The organism is Actinoplanes sp. NPDC049802, from assembly GCF_040656595.1.
Classification (GTDB): Bacteria; Actinomycetota; Actinomycetes; order Mycobacteriales; family Micromonosporaceae; genus Actinoplanes.
The window spans coordinates 48,908-67,383 of record NZ_JBFAMR010000003.1 but is presented as its reverse complement, the minus strand read 5'-3'; the positions used below and the strand labels follow the sequence as shown (position 1 = coordinate 67,383).

The 18,476-nt window shown below is 70.2% G+C and carries 18 protein-coding genes and 1 tRNA gene; 14 read left to right on the top strand and 5 right to left on the bottom strand.

Annotation, left to right across the window (positions count from 1 at the left end; genetic code table 11):
• The first annotated feature begins 335 nt into the window (after positions 1–335).
• Complete coding sequence (locus tag AB0I88_RS02975; protein ID WP_361017642.1) at positions 336–1,199, top strand: DMT family transporter; 864 nt, start codon at positions 336–338, stop codon at positions 1,197–1,199.
• On the opposite strand, the gene AB0I88_RS02970 is transcribed toward AB0I88_RS02975, so the two are convergent.
• A complete protein-coding gene (locus AB0I88_RS02970; RefSeq protein WP_361017640.1) occupies positions 1,171–2,301 on the bottom strand; it encodes an ATP-binding protein in 1,131 nt (376 codons plus the stop codon). The genes AB0I88_RS02975 and AB0I88_RS02970 overlap by 29 nt on opposite strands.
• The gene (locus AB0I88_RS02965; RefSeq protein WP_361017639.1) at positions 2,298–2,954 is read right to left on the bottom strand and encodes a response regulator transcription factor; all 657 of its coding nucleotides are present in this window, start codon (positions 2,952–2,954) and stop codon (positions 2,298–2,300) included. Before AB0I88_RS02965 ends, AB0I88_RS02970 begins: the two co-directional genes overlap by 4 nt.
• Before the next feature lie 124 nt (positions 2,955–3,078).
• Between AB0I88_RS02965 and AB0I88_RS02960 the strand changes: the two genes are divergently transcribed.
• From AB0I88_RS02960 to AB0I88_RS02945, 4 genes are read left to right on the top strand one after another with little or no spacing between them, the layout of a single operon-like run.
• Entirely contained in the window at positions 3,079–3,639 is a 561-nt protein-coding gene (locus AB0I88_RS02960) for a hypothetical protein (RefSeq protein ID WP_361017637.1), read from the top strand.
• Positions 3,636–4,688: a peptidoglycan-binding protein gene (locus AB0I88_RS02955; protein ID WP_361017635.1), complete on the top strand. Its 1,053-nt coding sequence runs from the start codon at positions 3,636–3,638 to the stop codon at positions 4,686–4,688. Before AB0I88_RS02960 ends, AB0I88_RS02955 begins: the two co-directional genes overlap by 4 nt.
• Before the next feature lie 5 nt (positions 4,689–4,693).
• Positions 4,694–5,344, top strand: a complete 651-nt coding sequence (locus AB0I88_RS02950) for an ABC transporter ATP-binding protein (RefSeq protein WP_361017972.1) — start codon at positions 4,694–4,696, stop codon at positions 5,342–5,344.
• Position 5,345: 1 nt separating this feature from the next.
• Positions 5,346–6,530, top strand: a complete 1,185-nt coding sequence (locus AB0I88_RS02945) for an ABC transporter permease (protein WP_361017633.1) — start codon at positions 5,346–5,348, stop codon at positions 6,528–6,530.
• A 47-nt stretch (positions 6,531–6,577) separates the two neighbouring features.
• On the opposite strand, the gene AB0I88_RS02940 is transcribed toward AB0I88_RS02945, so the two are convergent.
• Positions 6,578–7,459: an SPFH domain-containing protein gene (locus AB0I88_RS02940; protein WP_361017631.1), complete on the bottom strand. Its 882-nt coding sequence runs from the start codon at positions 7,457–7,459 to the stop codon at positions 6,578–6,580.
• 312 nt (positions 7,460–7,771) lie between these two features.
• Here AB0I88_RS02940 and AB0I88_RS02935 point away from each other — a divergent pair, with 312 nt between their 5' ends.
• Positions 7,772–8,137 carry a hypothetical protein gene (locus AB0I88_RS02935; protein WP_361017629.1) on the top strand — a complete coding sequence of 122 codons (366 nt, stop codon included), beginning with the start codon at positions 7,772–7,774 and terminating at the stop codon, positions 8,135–8,137.
• Positions 8,124–8,735: a hypothetical protein gene (locus AB0I88_RS02930; RefSeq protein WP_361017628.1), complete on the top strand. Its 612-nt coding sequence runs from the start codon at positions 8,124–8,126 to the stop codon at positions 8,733–8,735. The genes AB0I88_RS02935 and AB0I88_RS02930 overlap by 14 nt, the downstream gene beginning before the upstream one ends.
• A 117-nt stretch (positions 8,736–8,852) precedes the next feature.
• Here the strand turns inward: AB0I88_RS02930 and AB0I88_RS02925 are convergent.
• Positions 8,853–8,925: transfer RNA gene (locus AB0I88_RS02925), tRNA-Arg, on the bottom strand.
• Between the two features lie 13 nt (positions 8,926–8,938).
• The gene (locus tag AB0I88_RS02920; protein WP_361017627.1) at positions 8,939–10,021 is read right to left on the bottom strand and encodes an alpha/beta hydrolase; all 1,083 of its coding nucleotides are present in this window, start codon (positions 10,019–10,021) and stop codon (positions 8,939–8,941) included.
• Between the two features lie 172 nt (positions 10,022–10,193).
• On the opposite strand from AB0I88_RS02920, the gene AB0I88_RS02915 reads away from it, so the two are divergent.
• The 7 genes from AB0I88_RS02915 to AB0I88_RS02885 all read left to right on the top strand — a co-directional run bounded on the left by AB0I88_RS02915 (position 10,194) and on the right by AB0I88_RS02885 (position 18,224).
• Positions 10,194–10,820 (top strand): single-stranded DNA-binding protein, encoded by a 627-nt coding sequence (locus tag AB0I88_RS02915; protein WP_361017626.1) that lies wholly within the window; start codon positions 10,194–10,196, stop codon positions 10,818–10,820.
• 278 nt (positions 10,821–11,098) lie between these two features.
• Positions 11,099–11,563, top strand: a complete 465-nt coding sequence (locus AB0I88_RS02910) for a hypothetical protein (protein WP_361017624.1) — start codon at positions 11,099–11,101, stop codon at positions 11,561–11,563.
• A gap of 2 nt (positions 11,564–11,565) precedes the next feature.
• Positions 11,566–12,597, top strand: coding sequence for a cobalamin biosynthesis protein (locus AB0I88_RS02905; protein WP_361017622.1), 1,032 nt, complete (start codon positions 11,566–11,568; stop codon positions 12,595–12,597).
• Complete coding sequence (locus AB0I88_RS02900; RefSeq protein ID WP_361017621.1) at positions 12,594–14,120, top strand: cobyric acid synthase; 1,527 nt, start codon at positions 12,594–12,596, stop codon at positions 14,118–14,120. Before AB0I88_RS02905 ends, AB0I88_RS02900 begins: the two co-directional genes overlap by 4 nt.
• Before the next feature lie 120 nt (positions 14,121–14,240).
• Positions 14,241–15,320 carry a M48 family metallopeptidase gene (locus AB0I88_RS02895; RefSeq protein WP_361017619.1) on the top strand — a complete coding sequence of 360 codons (1,080 nt, stop codon included), beginning with the start codon at positions 14,241–14,243 and terminating at the stop codon, positions 15,318–15,320.
• Positions 15,321–15,388: 68 nt separating this feature from the next.
• Positions 15,389–16,735, top strand: a complete 1,347-nt coding sequence (locus AB0I88_RS02890; protein ID WP_361017971.1) for a dipeptidase — start codon at positions 15,389–15,391, stop codon at positions 16,733–16,735.
• A gap of 13 nt (positions 16,736–16,748) precedes the next feature.
• Positions 16,749–18,224, top strand: coding sequence for an FAD-dependent monooxygenase (locus tag AB0I88_RS02885; protein ID WP_361017617.1), 1,476 nt, complete (start codon positions 16,749–16,751; stop codon positions 18,222–18,224).
• The last annotated feature ends 252 nt before the right edge of the window (positions 18,225–18,476 follow it).

Below are 18,476 nucleotides of genomic sequence, written 5' to 3'. Positions count from 1 at the left end.
TGCGGTGTGCTTGGAGTCCCATCTACCGGTCAACCCCGTAACTGTTACGGACGGGCTCCGGGTGTGGTTCAGTCCGGTTTCAACGAGGCGACGCCGGAACCGGCCCGGATCACCGCCGGGCGGGCCGGACCGGCGCGAACCCACGGCCGGCCGACCAGGATCAGGCAGCCGTCACCTCGTACCGGAAGGTTCGTGGCGGCAGGTTCTCGCCGCCCTGTGGACAACGCCGGGGGTTCGGGTGGATTCCGCCGTTTCGGGGCGATCCGGTGCGGTGGCCGCTCGGTATCGTCGATGGAGGAACCGTTCTCGGGTGGCCGCGGCATCGAGGTGGGGCGATGGGATCGCTGGGGTGGGCCGTCGTGTTCTCCCTGCTGTCCGCGGCCAGTTACGCGGTCGCCGCGGTGGCGCAGGAGAGACTGGCCGAGCGCGGGCATCGCGGCTGGTCCCGGTGGGCGGTCGCACTGCTGCTCACCGGCGCCGGGGTGGCCCTGCACCTGCTGGCGCTGAATTTCGGCACCGTCGCCGTGGTGCAGGCCCTCGGCACGCTCACGCTGCTGTTCGCGCTGCCCATCGAGGTGATCCGCTATCACACCCGGCTCAGCCGGGCGGCCTGGCTGGAAGCGGCCCTCACGGTGGCCGGGCTGGCCCTCATCCTGGCGCTGTCGGTCGAGTCGGAGGCGCCGCCACTGCTCACCGACTCGTCGGTCGAAGCGGTCGCGACGATCACCGCCGGGGTCGTGTTCGTCTGCTCGTTCGCCGGCTGGCGATCCGGTCCACGGCTGCGGGCGGTGCTGCTGGCCGCGGCGGCCGGGGCGGCCTTCGGGATCGCGTCGGTGCTGTCCAAAGCGGTGCTGGCGGCCTTCACGACGGGCGGGCCCGGCGCGGTGTCGGTGACAGCGGCGACGCTGGTCGGGGCGTTCGCGGTCACCGGCTACGTGATCGGGCAGCTGTCCTATCGCGGGGCCGGGCTGGCCGCGCCGCTGGCCACGGTGAGCGTGACCAATCCGCTGGTCGCCGCGTTCGCCGGGGTGGTCCTCTTCGACGAGGGCGTGCGGTTCGGGGCGGCCGGGCTGGTCGCCGTGGCCGCCGCGGCGCTGATCATGGGCTGGGGTGTGGTGGGGCTGGCCCGGCGGTCCGCCGCGTCGGCCGGGGCCCCGGTCCCGGAGCCGGTCAGCGGGCCCGCGGGAGAAGGACCGTGACGAGCAGGCCACCCTCCTCGCGGGCGTCGGCGTGGATCCGGCCGAGATGGGCGTTCACGACCGACTGCACGATGGAGAGGCCCAGGCCGGCGCCGGACCCGGCAAGACGGTCCCGGTTGTAGCGGTGGAACGGCTGGAAGAGGCCGGGCACCTCGTAACGGGGCACCACCGGGCCCGAGTTGGAGACCCGCAGCTCCACCCATCCGTCGGTGCGGGTGCGGGTGGACACCCGCACCCAGCCGTTCTCCGGCACGTTGTGCCGGACGCCGTTCTCCACCAGGTTCTGCACGAGGCGTTCCAGGAGCACCGGGTCGCCGAGAACGGCGGCCTCGCCGGGCTCGGCGATCACCTTGACGGCGTCCGACACGGCCACGTGGTCGACGATGTCGGCCAGATCCACGTAGGAACGCTCGGTCACCTCGCGTTCGGAGCGGGCCAGCAGCAGCAGCCCGTCGATGAGCCGGCCGTGCCGTTCGTTGACGGCCAGCAGGGTGACGCCGAGCTGCCGCACCTCGGGGGAGACGGTCTCCGGTTCCAGCGCCACCTCGAGCAGGGTCCGGTTCAGGGTGAGCGGGGTGCGCAGCTCGTGAGAGGCGTTCGCGATGAACCGGCGCTGCCCGTCGAGGGACCGGTCCAGCCGGGACAGCATCAGGTCGAACGTGTCGGCCAGCTGCTTCAGCTCGTCGTTCGGACCCGCCAAGGCGATCCGCTCGTGCAGGCCACGGTCGGCGATCGGGGACTCGGCTATACGCCGGGCCGTCTCGGTGATGGTGTGCAGCGGGTGCAGCATCCGGCCGGCGATCAGCCAGCCCAGCGCGATCGTCGCCGCGCTCACCACGACCAGGGCGATCGCTCCCTGGGTGAGCAGGGTGTAAAGGGTGCCGGCCTGAAAGCCCTCGACGGTCTGCCGTACGACCGCGTCGCCCGGCACGGCGCCCACCCCCGCCTCCGCCCCGACCTGCTCCCCGGCGAAGTCACGCTCGAACAGCAGGGGCGCCCGCCGGTCGATCAGGATGTAGATGACCGCCAGCAGCACCAGCCCGGCAGCCACGAACAGGCCGCCGTAGACGAGGGTGAGACGGCCGCGCACGGTGAGTCTCATCGGATCCTGTACCCCACTCCCGGCTCGGTCAGCACCACCGGCGGATCGCCCAGTTTGCGGCGCAGTTTGAGGATCGTCATGCGTACGGCGTGGGTGAACGGGTCGGCGTTCTCGTCCCACGCCTTCTCCAGCAGCGTCTCGGCGGACACCGCGGTGCCGTCGGCGCGCAGCAGCTCGGCCAGCACGGCGAACTCCTTGCGGGACAACGGCACGTACCGGCCGTCGCGATGAACCTCCCGGCGGTACGGGTCGAGGCTGATACCGGCCCGGCGCAGCACCGGCGGCGCGGCCGGACGAGCCCGCCGCCCGAGCGCCGCGACCCGCGCCGACAGCTCCCGGAAGGCGAACGGCTTCGGCAGATAGTCGTCGGCGCCGAGGGCCAGCCCGGACACCCGGTCGTCGATCCCGGCGGCGGCGGTCAGCATCAGCACCCGGATGCCGGCCTTGCGCTCGGCGAGGACCATGCACACCTTGTCGCCGTGCACGACCGGCACGTCCCGGTCGAGCACCACCACGTCGTAGTCGTTGACGTCGATCCGTTCCAGTGCGGATCCACCGTCGTGGACGACGTCGACCGCGTGGGCCTCCCTCCGCAGACCCTGAGCCACCGCGTCGGCGAGCAGGGGCTCGTCTTCCACCACCAGGATCCGCATGCCTTCCATCTTGAACCGGGCGGCTGTCAACTCGGCGTCATCGTTTTCCGTGACGGCCGGGATACACGCTCGCCGCTCTACTCCGATGTGTGGCGGCCGACCGGCCGCCGGCAGAGGAGACGAGATGAGGAACAGGACGGTGCTCGCGATCGGCGTCCTGCTGGCGGTGACGACAGCGGGATGCACGGCCGGTGGAGAGAAGGATCCGGGAGTGGCCACCGCGGGCGGCGGCAAGCCCGGCACCGTGACCAGCACCGGCACCGACAGCGGTCCCGACCCGGACGCGTCGCTCAAATACGCCGAATGCATGCGGGAGCAGGGTCTGGAGTGGTTCCCGGACCCGAAGGCGGACGGCCGGATGGAGGTCGCCGTCCCGCAGGGCGTCGACAAGGACACCATGGACAAGGCCGACAAGGTCTGCAAGAAGTACCTGCCCAACGGCGGTGAGCCGCCGCAGCGATCGGCCGAGGACATCGAGCGGGACAGAAAGTACGCCCAGTGCATGCGTGACAACGGCGTGACCGGCTTCCCCGACCCGAACGCGAACGGCGAGATCGCCATCGAACGCGGCAAACTCGGCACCGGCCCCGGCGAGCCTCTCTTCGACGCCGCTGACAAGGCCTGCGCGCAGTACCAGCGCGGGGGACCGGTCACGAACGAGAACAAGCCGGGCGAGACGACATGAGAAGGTCGATGATCGCCGTCATCGGAACCCTGGCCGCCGGTGGTGCGACCGCCTTCCTGCTGGTCGGCGGCCTGCCGGAGAACGAGGGCGACAGCGCGCGGGCAGGCGGCGCGCCGACCACACCGACCGGGGAGATCACCCGGACGACGCTCGTCGACAAGGAACGCCACGACGGCTCGCTCGGCTACGGCGACACCGCCGCGCTCAGGACCCGGCTGTCCGGCACGGTCACCTGGCTGCCCACCGAGGGCGCGACCATCAAACGGGGCAAACCGCTCTACAAGATCGACAACGATCCGGTGGTGCTGCTGTACGGCGCACTGCCCGCCTACCGCACCCTTTCCCCCGGACTCGACGGCCCGGACGTCGAACTGTTCGAGAAGAACCTGTGGGCGCTCGGCCACCGCGGCTTCACCGTGGACGACGAGTACACCTCGGCGACGGCGGACGCGGTCCAGCAATGGCAGGAGGACCTCGGCACGGACGAGACCGGAACCGTCGAGCTGGGCCGGATCGTCTACGCCACCGGCCCCATCCGGGTCGCCGACCGGTCCGTCGACCTCGGCGCCGGCGCGCAGCCCGGCACCCAACTGCTCTCCACCACCGGCACCGGCCGGGTCGCCACGGTCGATCTGGAGATGAGCGACCAGCGGCTCGCCAAGAAAGGCGCCGAGGTCGACGTGACCCTGCCCGACGGCAAGACGGTCACCGGAAAGATCATCAACGTGGCCACCGTCATCGACGAGGCCTCCAACCCCGGCGAGGACGACACCACCACGCTCACCGTGACGATCGGGTTCGGCACGACCCCACACGGCCTGGAAGAGGCTTCGGTGGGCGTACAGTTCGTCGCCTCTCAGCGCGAGAACGTCCTGACCGTGCCGGTCAACGCCCTGCTCGCGCTCGCCGAAGGCGGATATGGGTTGCAGATCGTCGAGGGCGCCACCACACGCATCGTCGCGGTCGAGACCGGCCTGTTCGCCGACGGCCGCGTCGAGATCACCAGCGACGGCCTCACCGCGGGCATGAAAGTGGGCGTCCCCGCATGAGCCCGATCATCGAACTGACCGACGTCACCAAGAGCTACCCCGGCGGAGTCCACGCGCTCCGCAGTGTCGACCTCACCGTCGAACACGGTGAGCTGATCGCCATCGTCGGCCCGTCCGGCTCCGGCAAATCCACCATGCTCCACCTCATCGGCACCCTCGACCGGCCCACCGCCGGCACCGTACGCATCGACGGACACGACGTGGCCGGCCTCACCGACCGGCAGCTCTCCGCCCTGCGGGCCGGCCGGATCGGCTTCGTCTTCCAGTCGTTCCACCTCGCCACCGGCCGCGACGCGGTCACCAACGTCGCCGACGGCCTGCTCTACACCGGCCTGCCGAAAAGAGAACGCGAGCGGCGGGCGAAAGCCGCCCTCGTCCGGGTCGGTCTCGGTGACCGGCTCGGGCACCGTCCCCACCAACTGTCCGGTGGCGAACGACAGCGGGTCGCCGTCGCCCGTGCCGTCGCCGGCGACCCCGCAGTGCTCCTCGCCGACGAACCCACCGGCAACCTGGACACCGCCTCCGGCCACGGCGTCATGGACCTGCTGCGGGAACTCAACACGGCCGGAACCACCGTCCTGGTCATCACCCACGACCACGACATCGCCGGCTCCCTGCCCCGGCAGGTGCCGATGCGCGACGGGCGGGTGATCTGAGATGGCCGTCCCGCGCCCGGCCCGGCTCCGCCCCTCCGACCTGCTGCGCCTCGGCGGCTACGGCCTCCGCTCCCGGCCGCTGCGTGCGGTGCTCTCCGCTCTCGGCATCGCCATCGGCATCGCCGCGATGGTCGCCGTCGTCGGCATCTCCTCGTCCAGCCAGGCCGACCTGGACCGCAAACTCGCCGCCCTCGGCACCAACATGCTGCGCGTCTCACCCGGCCAGACCATGATGGGCGACGAAGCCACCCTGCCCGACGACTCCCTCTCCATGATCAAAAGGGTGGGGCCGGTCCTCTCCGCCACCGCCACCGGAAGCGTCAGCGACACATCCGTCTACCGCAGCGACCGGATCCCCGAACAGGAGACCGGCGGCCTGTCCGTCGTCGCCGCGCAACTCGACCTGCTCGAGACGGTCGGCGCGAACATGGCCGACGGCACCTGGCTCAACGCGGCAACCGCCAGATACCCGGCCGTCGTGCTCGGCGCCGGCGCGGCACGCCGCCTCGGCGACATCCCCACCGTCTACATCGACGGGCGTTGGTACACCGTGATCGGCGTCCTCGGCGCCGTCGCCCTCGCCCCCGAACTCGACAACGCCGTCCTCATCGGCTGGGACGCCGCCAAGGCGTACCTCGGCTTCGACGGGCACTTCACCACCGTCTACACCCGGGCCGTCGAATCCCAGGTCGAAGCGGTCAAAGCGGTCCTCGGGCGAACCGCCAACCCGGAGAACCCCGACGAGGTCGACGTCTCCCGCCCCTCCGACGTGCTCACCGCGAAACGGGCCGCCAACGCCAGCTTCACCGCCCTGCTCCTCGGGCTCGGCGCCGTCGCCCTGCTCGTCGGCGGCATCGGCGTCGCCAACACCATGGTCATCTCGGTGCTGGAACGCCGTGCCGAGATCGGGCTGCGCCGCTCCCTCGGCGCCACCCGCGGGCAGATCCGCACCCAGTTCGTCTCCGAAGCGCTGCTGCTCGCACTGCTCGGCGGCGTCGGCGGCGTCGGCGGCGGCTACGTGGTCACCACCGTCTACGCCGGCGCCCAGAACTGGCCCACCATGGTGCCGCCGTGGGCGGTCGCCGGCGGGCTCGGCGCCACCCTCGTCATCGGCGCCGTCGCCGGCCTCTACCCCGCCGTCCGCGCCGCCCGCCTGGCGCCGACCGAAGCGCTCGCCACCGGCTGACACGAACCCGGCCCGCTCCCGATCCTCGCGATGGTTTCGCGGCCCGCTCAGTCCGCCTGGACCGGGCGGGTCAGCGACACCGAACCACCCATGCACAGACCCGGCTCCTTGCCCAGCTTCTCCGCGATCTGCAGACAACGCGCCACCTGATCGACGCTCGCATCCGTCCGGGTGATCTCCGCCCGGGTCTTCGCGTTCGCCTTGTCGATCTCCAGATTCCGGGCCTCCAGAATCTTCTGACCGTACGCGGCGATCGCCTGCGTCGTCGGCTCGTCATACCGCGGCGACTCGAACGCCACCGACTTCACCACGATCTCGTCACCCAACGCGGTGTTCAGGGCCTTGACCAACGGCTCCTTGTACGTCTTGTTCAAATCCGGCGCCGGAGCATCCCCACTCGTCACATCCACCGAACCCAGCGGATCGAACGCCGCGAAGATCGACGTCAAAGACCCGTTGATCTGCGGATTCACCCGGCGCTCCACGAACACCTCGAACCGGGTCTTGTCGCCCACCTCACGGTAGGCCGCCCAATTCTCCGGCGCCTTCTCCGACTTCGCCGACCACTCGATCTGCACCGGAATACACGCCCGCCGCTGCGCCGCGATCGTCACCCACACACAGTGATCACCCAAATGCGCATACGTCTGACCCGACGCGTCCCACTCGTCGATGTCCTGCCACGGCGCCGTCCACTGCAAGCCGGCACCCGTCGTCCGGCCCGTCGGCTTACCCCAGCTCGTGACGATGCCCACGTTCCGTGTCGGCACCACCGAGACGCACGACCCCACGACGAACGCCAACGACAGGAACAACCCGACGGCGAACGTGGCCCACGCCCCACGGCGCACCCGATCAGCCTTACCGAACACCACGGTGGCCAGTGCGAACAAAGCGACCGCGGCGAGAAGAACGCCGAAGACGAACAACGAGATCAGAACTCCTGCCTCACCCTTACCCGGAACAGCCCGCGAAACCGCGTCGACCGCGACAGTGAAGATAGATCAACACGTCAACCGGTGCCCGGCGATCTACTGAACCGGGAGGAGAAGAGGCGCATCGCCGACGATCATGTTCAGCCGTCGAGAGACTCCGAGACGACAGCGACCTCAGCCCGGATCAACATCATCCCAGGGTGGTGGCAACGATGCCGGCGACAAGACGCCGGTGACGGCCCGGCCCCGTGGGTTCGGCCCGATATCGCTGGAAGACGGTGAACAGGGTGGGGCAGACTGCGCCTCGTGACGGACGAGATCACGCGGCTGATCGGATCGCTGGACGACGAGTCGACCGGCATCGCTGAGGATGCGAAGACCGGGCTGATGTCGATCGGCGGCGAAGTCCTGCCACCATTGACCGCCGCCGTGCGGTCGTTGGACCGCTACGGCCAACTGTCCGCGGCCGAGGTGTTCGAACACCTCGGTGATCCCGCCGGCAACACCTACTGGAACAGCCACGAGCGACTCGACCAGCCCCTGAACCTCGGCATGCCGTGGCCGGACGTCGTGGACGCAGCGGGAGAAGCCGCGTTGATCGAGGCCGCGCAGGTCGACCCGCACAGCGATCTGTCCGCCACGATCGAGTGGGTTGATCATGCGGACCTCTGACGACGGGGAGCCCACATGCGCCGTCGACCCGGTCCTGCTGTCGGCGTTGTGGGATGAGCGGTGGCCGGGTCGCTCGAAGCTGCCCTATGAACTCCGAAGCATCCCGGACCGCTGGGTACGGTTCCACAGCCTGCCGCGATCCAAGCGCTACCCGGAGACCGAAGCCCAATACAAGATCGTGCTGGCGAGGCACAACACCGTCCTGGCCGACCTGGCGAACGACTCGGCGATACTCGTGGTCACCGTCAGCTACTCCGACTCCCGTGATTCGTACGAGAGCCGGTCGCCGCAGACCCTCGCCGTACACCCGGACGCCGTGTATTGGACAAGCGTCTGCATGGACGACGAGCCAGATCTTGAGAGCTGGATGCACCTGCACGTCAGCCGGGAGCGCTGGACGCCGGGCTGCCTGGACACATTGCTGCGTCACGTCGTCGACGAAGTCGTCGCCAACGTCGTGATCGCCGATCCTGACCTGCGATGGCTATACCACCCTTACGACGGTGGCATGGACGTGATCCTGCCGTCCGCGACCGAACGCGACGCTCTTCGGCACCGGTATCACGAGTGGCTGTCCGAGCATCCGAGCGGACAGTGATGGGCGTCCGACGGCGGACGCTGTCCGCCGGTCACCGAATGCGACCCGCTCGGCGGACCGCACCCGGAGGGTGTGACCCCTCGGAGAAGTCAACCGCCCTGGTAGAGGGAAGACAAGCGCGCCCGGCAGGATTCGAACCTGCGACCCACGGATTAGAAGTCCGTTGCTCTATCCGCTGAGCTACGAGCGCTGGCCAGCACATACTAGGCGGTCGTGCCGGACTTGTCGTCCGCCTCTTCGACGGAGCCCTCCTCCACCGCCGCCTCCGCCGCCTCGAGAACGGTAGCTATGCCCGCTTGATCCTCCGGCGCGGGCGGAATATCCGCCTCCGGCGTCCCCGGAGCCGGCAGAAACGCGTCCACCCAGCGTCCCAACTCGCGGAACACCTCGGCCCGCACCTGCTTGCCGGACAACGTCAAATCATGCATGCCGCCGTCGAACCGGGCGATCGTCACCTGCCGGCCCAGACCCGGAGCCCACCGGGCGATGTGCTCCACATCCAGCACCGAATCGGTCACCCGCACATCGTCATGCCACTGCCTGCCCCGGAACGTCCGCGTCGAACACGCCACCAGAACAGGCACATCGATCGCCAGACCCGACCGCAGCTTGCGCTGACCCCGGCGAATCGCCTCCAGCCAGCCCAACCGCACCGGGAAACCCAGAATCGGCTTCCACTCCAGGTCATAGCTCCACTCGCCGTGATGGTCCGCATGCAGACTCTTGCCATACAAGCCCAGCGAGGCCATCGGCAACTTCCGGTACGGCCGACGGCCCGTCACCGCCAGCACCGCCGACATCAACGGCCGCCGCACCAGCCACGGCAGATTGAAATCGAAGAACGGACTGTTCAGAAACAGACCGTCGATCGTCCCCCGCTGACGACGGCAGTGCGCCCACAACGACGTGATCAGACCACCCGTCGAATGCGCGCTCACCAACAGCTGATCATGACCGTCCTGCTCCCGGATGATCCGCGCCGCCTCATCCAGCTCCGGAAAGTAGTCCGTCATGCTCCGGGCGAAGTTCGGCGTCTGATGCGGCAACAGACTCCGCCCGTACTTCCGCAGGTCCAGCGCGTAGAAATCCCAGCCCCGCTCGACGAAGAAATCCGCCAGATGCGTCTGGAAGAAATAGTCCACGAACCCATGGACATGCAGCACCGCCCGCCGCGTCGGCGACTCCGCCCGGCGGCGCACCAGCGTGGCCACCACCGGACCCTCATCGTCACTGCCCAACTCGATGGTGTGCCGCTCATACGGCCATCCGAGGACATCGGTCTCCACGCCCACAGGTTACCCATGAGTACCACCCGGCGCGCCATATCAAAATCGCACCCACCCCGGCCCGCCATCCACAATCCGCCGCCGTCCACAGCCACGAACCCGCCCACCCCGGCACCCCCGCCAAACTCGGCGACGACCGAAACACACCGCACCCCACCAGGGAGAGAACGCCGTGTTCGAAACCAACATCGTCGTCGTCGGCAACGTGCTCACCGCACCCGAATGGCGGCGCGTCGGCGACGACAACAAACTCGTCACCCACTTCCGGCTCGCCTCCACCGCCCGCCGCTACGACCGGGAAACCGGCCGCTGGACCGACGGCAACAGCCTCCGGGTACGGGTCACCGCCTGGCGCCGCCTCGCCGAAGGCGTCGCCTCCTCCATCACCGTCGGCGACCCCGTCGTCGTCTTCGGCCGCATCTACACCCGCGACTGGGTCGACGACGACAACAACAACCGCGTCTCATACGAGGTCGAGGCCTTCGCCATCGGCCACGACCTCGCCCGCGGCCGCTCCCGCTTCTACCGCAGCAAACCCGTCCCCGCCAACAGCACCATCGAAGGACCCGACACCGACGCCATCATCGGCGGCCGCCCCTCCGAAACACTCCCCGACGACGAGATTCCCGTGACCTTCGGCGACGGACTGCCCGAGCGCGACCCCGACGACGAAGGACCCACCTTCCTCGAAGTCGTCGCCGGCATCACCGACCAGACCGCCGAGCCCGGCGACGAGCCCGACGACCCGGAGACCCGCCGCGTCCACCGCGACAACCGGCGCGAACCCGTCGCCGCCTGAGACCTTTCCCACCGCCGCCACCCGGAAATCGATCACCCTGCGGATCTCCGGGGCGCGCGGCGCCCGGTGGCCCGGCCGGGAACGTCACCCGGCCGGGCCACCGCGAGGCGCCACTGAAAACGCGGTCTGCGGACGTCACCCGAACGGGTACAACAATCCGCTCGGTAGACACCCACCGATTCCGTCGATCGGGATAGGCCGATCGTGCCGGCGCAACAGGCCACCAGTCGGAGCGGCCCGGCTAGGCCCCGGACCCGACAACGGGGCAGACTGAACCCGTGCTGCTGAAGGACATCCGCGCCATCGTGACCGAGCAGATGGTGCTATCGCCGGAGGACCAGACGGCCGAAGACACCAACACCAACTGGTTCGGCGCGCCACCCCACGAACGCCTGGGCCTGTCCGCGGACGAGGTCGTCACCGCATTCGAGGAGACCGCGGCCCTACTACGGGACCAGGTGGCCGGCACCGGCCACCGGGGCACCGCCACCTTCTACGTCTGGCACGACACCGTCGCCGGGCAGCTCCGCTGCTCCGCCGGCACCCGCAAACCCAGCGACCTCCCGTTCGCCGACGCCTACCAGGTCACCGAAGATCTCCGGGGCATCGTCGCCGAATTCCTCGAAGACCGGGCACCAGGCTCCATCGCCTGGGGAGAACTCGAACCAGTGCCCTACCCCGACAACTACGAACCACCCGCGCTCGCCGTCTGGGCATACGACCTCACCCCGTTCGGCCGCTGAGAGTGACAGCACGACGGACCGCCGACGCGGCCGGCCTCATCGCCGGATACCTCCTCGACGCGGCGCTCGGCGACCCACGTCGACTGCACCCGGTAGCCGGCTACGGCACCGCCGCCGGAGCCCTCGAACAACGGCTCTACCGGCCGCACCGGCGCGCGGGGGCGGCGTACACCGCCATCGCCGTCGGTGTGCCCGTCCTCGCCGGGCTCGCCGCCGCACGAGCGACCCGCGACCGGCCCGTCGCCCGGGCCGCCGTCACCGCGGCGGCCACATGGACGGTGCTCGGAGGACGCACCCTCCGGCGCGAAGCCCGGACCATGGCCGGACACCTCGAAGCCGGGGATCTCGCGGCGGCACGAGAACGGCTCGGGCACCTGTGCGGGCGGGACCCGTCAACGCTCGACGAACCGGAACTCGCCCGCGCCACCGTGGAATCCGTCGCCGAGAACACATCCGACGCCGTCGTCGCCCCCCTCCTCTGGGGGGCGCTGCTCGGCCCGGCAGGGCTCCTCGGATATCGGGCGGCCAACACCCTCGACGCCATGGTCGGGCATCGATCCGAGCGGTATGCGCGATTCGGGACGCCGTCCGCGCGGCTGGACGACCTGCTCAACCTGGCGCCATCGAGGATCACCGGGGTCGTCACGGCGATCGTGGCGCCGGTCGCGGGCGGATCCGTCCGGGAGACCCTGCGGGTGTGGCGGCGCGACCGAAGGGATCATCCGTCACCCAACGCGGGACAATGCGAATCCGCCATGGCCGGGGCGCTCGGGGTTCGGCTCGGTGGGCGAAACGTCTATTTCGGACGCACTGAGGTGCGGCCGTTCCTGGGAGACGGGCCGCGGCCCTCGGCTGGGCATCTGCGGCGGGCCGCGCGGATCTCGGGGGCCGTGGGCCTGGTGGCGCTGGGGATGGCGGCGGCTCTGGCGGCGGCACGAGGATTGATCACGGCCGGTGGTGGCGGCGGGGGCGGGGCGGGGCCCGAAGGGCCGGAACCACCGCCGACCCCCCGACACCGGAGCCTCCTCCGATGACCGGCGCCCTCCTGGTGGCCGGCACCACCTCCGACGCCGGCAAGAGCATCCTCACCGCCGGAATCTGCCGCTGGCTGCACCGCAACGGCGTACGCGTAGCCCCGTTCAAATCCCAGAACATGTCGAACAACTCCGCCGTGGTGCTCACCGCCGACGGCCGCGGCGGCGAACTGGGCCGAGCCCAGGCCATGCAGGCCGCCGCCTGTGGCATAGCCCCCGACCTGCGCTTCAACCCGGTCCTGTTGAAGCCGGGCAGCGACCGCTCCAGTCAGGTCGTCCTGCTGGGTGAGGCGGTCGACACGGTCACCGCAGGTAACTACCGCACGTTGCGCCCACGCCTGGCCGAGACCGCCTTCGCGGCGTTCTCCGAATTGCGCTCCGAGTACGACGTACTGATCTGTGAAGGCGCAGGAAGCCCCACGGAGATCAATCTTCGCGACGGTGATTTCGTCAACATGGGCCTGGCCCGCCGTTTCGGGCTGCCGACGGTGGTGGTCGGCGACATCGACCGGGGCGGCGTGTTCGCCGCGTTCTTCGGCACGCTGGCCCTGCTCGCGCCCGAGGATCAGGAGCTGGTCGCCGGCTTCGTGATCAACAAGTTCCGCGGTGATCTCGGCCTCCTGCGCCCGGGCCTCGACATGATCACCGCGGCGACCGGGCGCCCGGTGCACGGCGTCCTGCCGTTTCACCTGGACGTCTGGCTAGACGCCGAGGACTCTCTCGCGTACGGCAGGATCCTGGGCCGCCCCGGAGCGCCGCGCGGGACCGAGTGGCTGCGTGTCGCGGTGATCCGCCTGCCGCGGATCTCGAACGCGACCGACGCGGAGGCACTCGCCGCCGAACCGGGCGTACAGGTGCGGTTGACGATCGAGCCGGGTGAGATCGCCGACGCCGACCTGGTCGTGCTGCCCGGTTCGAAGGCGACCGTGAGCGACCTCGCGTGGCTTCGGGAGACGGGCCTGGCCGACGCGATCAGGGGCCACGCCGCCGCGGGCCGTCCGCTGCTCGGCATCTGCGGCGGTTTCCAGATGCTGGCCGAGACCATCCACGACGAGGTGGAGAGCGGCCACGGAACGGTGCCGGGCCTGGGCCTGCTGCCGGTCGGCATCACGTTCGCGGCTCGCAAGACCCTGTCCAGACCGGTGGGAAGCGGTCTGGGTGCGCCGGTGCGCGGCTACGAGATCCATCACGGGTACGTCTCCGCGGGCGCCCCCGATCCGCTGTTGCGCTACCAGGACGGCCGTCCGGAGGGTGCGGTCGCCGGCAACGTGTACGGCACGCACTGGCACGGCGCGTTCGAGTCGGACGGGTTCCGCCGCCGGTTCCTGACCGAGGTGGCGCGGCAGGCCGGCCGGCACGGTTTCACGGTCGCACCGGACACCCGGTTCGCCGCGGTCCGGGAGCGCGCGCTGGACGTCCTCGGTGACCTCGTGGAGGAGAACCTGGACACCGGGGCGCTGTGGCGACTGCTCGAGAAGGGTGCGCCGCCCGGGTTGCCGTTCATCCCTCCGGGCGCTCCCTGAGGAGCGTTCTCCGGGTCTTCTCCGGGTCGCGGGCACGGGACACGCGTTGCGTCGCGGGCGTACGTTGGGCCCGGAAGCGCGGCCCTGCGCCGCGGCAGCGGCGAGGACGGGGTGAGACCTATGACGACCGAGGACGAGAACCGGCCGGTGCGACGCCGTGTGACCCTGACCGGGATCAGCTCGCGTGCCTGGGAGCATCCGGCCGACAAGGGCGCGCTCTCCGCTCTGCGTGAGCTGCGCGGCTTCGACGACGTGGTGAAGACGTTCTTCGGCATGTGGAACGAGCGCGGGTTCCGTCTCATGTTCCTGGCCGGGGCGATCCGTGTCGACCACCGGCAGTACCCGCGGGTCTACCAGCGTTTCACCGAGGCGGCGGCGGCGCTCGACGTACCGAACCTGCCGGAGCTGTATGTGACGCAGGATTCGCGGATCAACGGTCAGGCGATCGGTCTGGACCGGCCGTTCATCGCGCTGACCACGGGCGCTGTGGAGAAGCTCGACGACGACGAGTTGCGTGCCCTGCTCGGGCACGAGCTGGGCCACGTGCGCAGCGGGCACGCCGTCTACAAGACCATCATGACGATCCTGACCAGTTGGGCGGCCAATCTGAGCTGGCTGCCGGTGGGCGCGATCGCGTTGCGCGGGATCATCGCGGCGATGCTGGAGTGGTGGCGCAAGGCGGAGCTTTCCGCCGACCGGGCCGGCCTGCTCGCCGGTCAGGACCCGTCCGCCTCGCTGCGGCTGCTGATGAAACTGGCCGGCGGCGGGGACCTGTCGCAGATCGACACGGCCGCGTTCCTGGAGCAGGCCGCGGAGTACGAGGGCGGCGGCGATCTGCGCGACAGCGTTCACAAGATCGGCCTGACCGCGTGGAACAGTCATCCGGTTCCCGTCGCCCGTGCTTCTGAGCTACGGAAATGGGTCGACTCGGGGGAGTATTCGCGGATTCTCGGCGGCGACTACCCGCGCCGTGACGACGACGGCAACGCGTCGGTGTCGGAGGATGTGAAGGCCGCCGCCAAGGCGTACCGTGAGGATTTTGCCAACTCGCAGGATCCGCTGGTCGGCCTGGTGCGGCGGTTCGGCGGCGGTGCCGCCGATCTGGCCGGATCGGCCGCCGGGAAGGCGTACAACTGGGCCAGCGACGCGGCCCGGCGAGGGCGCGGGGACAACGGCGGTGAGGGTACGCCGGACGCATGATCCGCACGCCGCCGATCCGGGTGGGCCGGAGGATGTCAGACATCCGGCTTACGATCGGCGGCATGAGCCTGAGTGAATCCGATCTGCGCGCCGCGATCCGGCGCGAGATGCCTGGTGTCCGCGCTGACCTGGAGCGGCTGGTGCGTATCCCGGGCATCGCCTTCGAGGGTTTCGACCACTCGCATGTCGAGCGTTCCGCCGTGGCGGTCGCCGAGTTGCTGCGCGGGTGCGGGCTCGACACCGAGATCGTCCGGCACGGCGGCCAGCCCGCCGTGATCGGGCGGAAGGCGGCGCCGGCGGGCGCGCCCACCGTACTGCTCTATGCCCACCACGACGTTCAGCCCGCCGGTGACCCCGCGTTGTGGACCAGTGATCCGTTCGAGCCGGTCGAGCGGGACGGGCGGCTCTACGGCCGCGGCGCCGCCGACGACAAGGCGGGCGTGATGGCCCACGTCGCGGCGTTGCGCGCGTTCGGTGACCGGCTGCCGGTGGGTGTGGTCGTCTTCGTCGAGGGCGAGGAGGAGTACGGCTCCGACTCCCTGGACACGATCATCCAGGAGCATCTGGAGGAGCTGCGGTCCGATGTCATCGTGATCGCCGATTCCGGTAACTGGGAGGTCGGCCGTCCCGCGCTGACCACGTCGCTGCGCGGCCTGGTCAACATGTTCGCCGAGGTCAGGGTGCTGAAGAACGCCGTGCACAGTGGCATGTTCGGCGGTCCTGTGCCGGACGCGCTGATCACCCTGTCCCGTCTGCTGTCGACGCTGCACGACGACGACGGCGAGGTGGCGGTGTCCGGTCTGGTGGGCAGGGAGGGCGCGAGCGTCGACTATCCGGCGGACCGGTTCCGGCACGAGGCTGGCATCCTCGACGGCGTCGACCTGATCGGCCGCGGCACGATCACCGACCGCATCTGGACGAAGCCGTCCATCTCCGTGCTCGGCATCGACGCTCCCGGCACGCTCGAGGCGGCGAACGCGCTCCAGCCCACCGCGAAGGCGAAGATCAGCGTCCGGCTGGCGCCGGGCGAGGACCCTCGGTCGGCGTACGACGCGGTGCGCGCCCACCTGGAGAAGAACGTTCCCTGGGGCGCTCAGCTCGAGGTCACGCTGGAGAGCGACGGCCAGCCGTGCGTGATCGACGCGACCGGCCCGGTGTATGACGCGGCCCGCGCCGCCTTCCGTGCCGCGTGGGACGGCACCGAGCCGGTCGACATGGGCATCGGCGGGTCGATCCCGTTCATCGCCACCTTCCAGGAGCTGTTCCCAGACGCCGCGATCCTGGTGACCGGTGTGGAGGACCCGTACTCGAGCGCGCACGGGCCGGACGAGAGCCTGCACCTCGGCGAGTTCGAGCGTGTCTGCGCCGCCGAGGCGCTGCTGCTCAAGAACGTCGCGGAGACCATGACGAGGTAGATCGGGGTGGCTGATGGCCGAGCTGTCGTGCGAGGTCCTGGTGGTTGGCGCCGGCCCCACCGGGCTGATGCTCGCCAACTGGCTGACCAGGCTCGGGGTTCAGGTGATCGTCGCGGACGGCAAGGACGGCCCGACGATCGAGTCCCGGGCACTGGTGGTGCAGGCGCGCAGTCTGGAGATCTACGACCAGCTCGGCATCGGCGATCAGGTGCTGGAGGCCGCACACCGGGCGGAGGCGCTCTCGCCCGGTTTCGGTGCGCGCAGTTTCGGGCGGATCCCGCTCGGGCCCCTCGGCGGGACGGTCACTCCTTTTCCGTACATCGAGGTGCTCGAGCAGAGCCGTAACGAGGAGATCCTCTACGAGAATCTGCAGAAGCTCGGCGGTGAGGTGCTCTGGGAGTCGCCGGTCACCGCCGTCGTGCAGACCGAGGACGGTGTGGAGGCCAAGGTCGGCAACCACACCGTCCGGGCCCGGTTCTGTGTCGGCTGCGACGGCGCCAACTCGATCGTCCGGAAGGCGCGGCGGATCGACTTCGAGGGTGTCACCAACCCGCACCGGTTCTTCGTGCTCGATGCGACAGGCGCCGCAGGGCTCCAGCCGGACGCGATCAACGTCCGCCCGTACCGGGACGATTTCCTGCTCGCCTTCCCGATGCGCGGCGAGGGCAGCTGGCGGTTGATCGGCCTGGTCCGCGACGAGGACGGTGACGGCACGCTGGACGAGGAGGACGCGCGCGCCCGGATGCGGCGGACGTTCGGGGTCACCTACGGGCGGTCCCGCTGGTTCGCCACGTACCGGGTGCATCATCGGGTCGCCGCCGCCTTCCGGGACGGGCCGTTCCTGCTGGCCGGAGACGCCGCCCACGTGCATTCGCCGGTCGGCGGCCAGGGCATGAACACGGGGCTGCAGGACGCCCACAACCTCGCCTTCAAACTCGCCGACGTGCTGCGCGGTACCCGCAAGGACGGCTGGCTGGACCGCTACGAGGCCGAACGCCGCCCGGTCGCCCGGAAACTCGTCGCCACCACCGACCGGGTCTTCGGGGCCGTCACCTCCAACCGGATGCCGCTGCGCGTCCTGCGGCGGATCGCCGTGCCGCTGGTCGCGCCGGTCGCGGTGCGCGCGCTGCCCGGTTCCTCCGGTGGGTCACGGCTCTTTCAGTACGTGTCTCAGATCCGGATCCACTATCGCCTCGACCCGGGTGCGTCCACCGGCCGTCGCCGGGATCCGGTGGTCGGCCGGCGGTTGCCGTGGGCCGACGGCAACCATGCGGCTCTGCGCGCCGCCTGCTGGCAGATTCACGCGTACGGCGGGGTCACCGCGGCTGACGCGCCCGACCTGGGCGTGCCGGTGCACATCTTTGCCCCGGCACCCGCCACCGTGCTGCGGCCGGGGCTGTTCTACCTGGTCAGACCGGATGGCTTCGTCGCGGCGCGGGCCGAGCCGGCCGAGGCCGACACCCTGTTCCGGCACGCCATGGCCAGGTGAGACCCGGTTGTCCACAGGGTGGATCACCGGGTGGCGGAGGCGATCAATCCTGTTAGGATTCGAACATGCGTTCGACTGCATCGCCTGCACCGAGCATTCCGGCCGCACAACCCACGTCGGCCACGCGGCCCGTTCCGACCGCCCAGCGGCTCTCCGCCGCGCAATGCATGTCGGCCGCGCTGGCCGGCCGCGCCACCCGGGTGACCTCCGGGTCGCGCGCCCCGCTCGACCGTCTCCGCACCCGGGAGCGGA

Coding starts and splice junctions, on each gene's coding strand:
- AB0I88_RS02970 (WP_361017640.1), bottom strand. CDS start 2,301: ATGAGACTCACCGTGCGCGGCCGTCTCACCCTCGTCTACGGCGGCCTG.
- AB0I88_RS02955 (WP_361017635.1), top strand. CDS start 3,636: ATGAGAAGGTCGATGATCGCCGTCATCGGAACCCTGGCCGCCGGTGGT.
- AB0I88_RS02900 (WP_361017621.1), top strand. CDS start 12,594: ATGACCGGCGCCCTCCTGGTGGCCGGCACCACCTCCGACGCCGGCAAG.
- AB0I88_RS02975 (WP_361017642.1), top strand. CDS start 336: ATGGGATCGCTGGGGTGGGCCGTCGTGTTCTCCCTGCTGTCCGCGGCC.
- AB0I88_RS02895 (WP_361017619.1), top strand. CDS start 14,241: ATGACGACCGAGGACGAGAACCGGCCGGTGCGACGCCGTGTGACCCTG.
- AB0I88_RS02965 (WP_361017639.1), bottom strand. CDS start 2,954: ATGCGGATCCTGGTGGTGGAAGACGAGCCCCTGCTCGCCGACGCGGTG.
- AB0I88_RS02960 (WP_361017637.1), top strand. CDS start 3,079: ATGAGGAACAGGACGGTGCTCGCGATCGGCGTCCTGCTGGCGGTGACG.
- AB0I88_RS02885 (WP_361017617.1), top strand. CDS start 16,749: ATGGCCGAGCTGTCGTGCGAGGTCCTGGTGGTTGGCGCCGGCCCCACC.
- AB0I88_RS02945 (WP_361017633.1), top strand. CDS start 5,346: ATGGCCGTCCCGCGCCCGGCCCGGCTCCGCCCCTCCGACCTGCTGCGC.
- AB0I88_RS02930 (WP_361017628.1), top strand. CDS start 8,124: ATGCGGACCTCTGACGACGGGGAGCCCACATGCGCCGTCGACCCGGTC.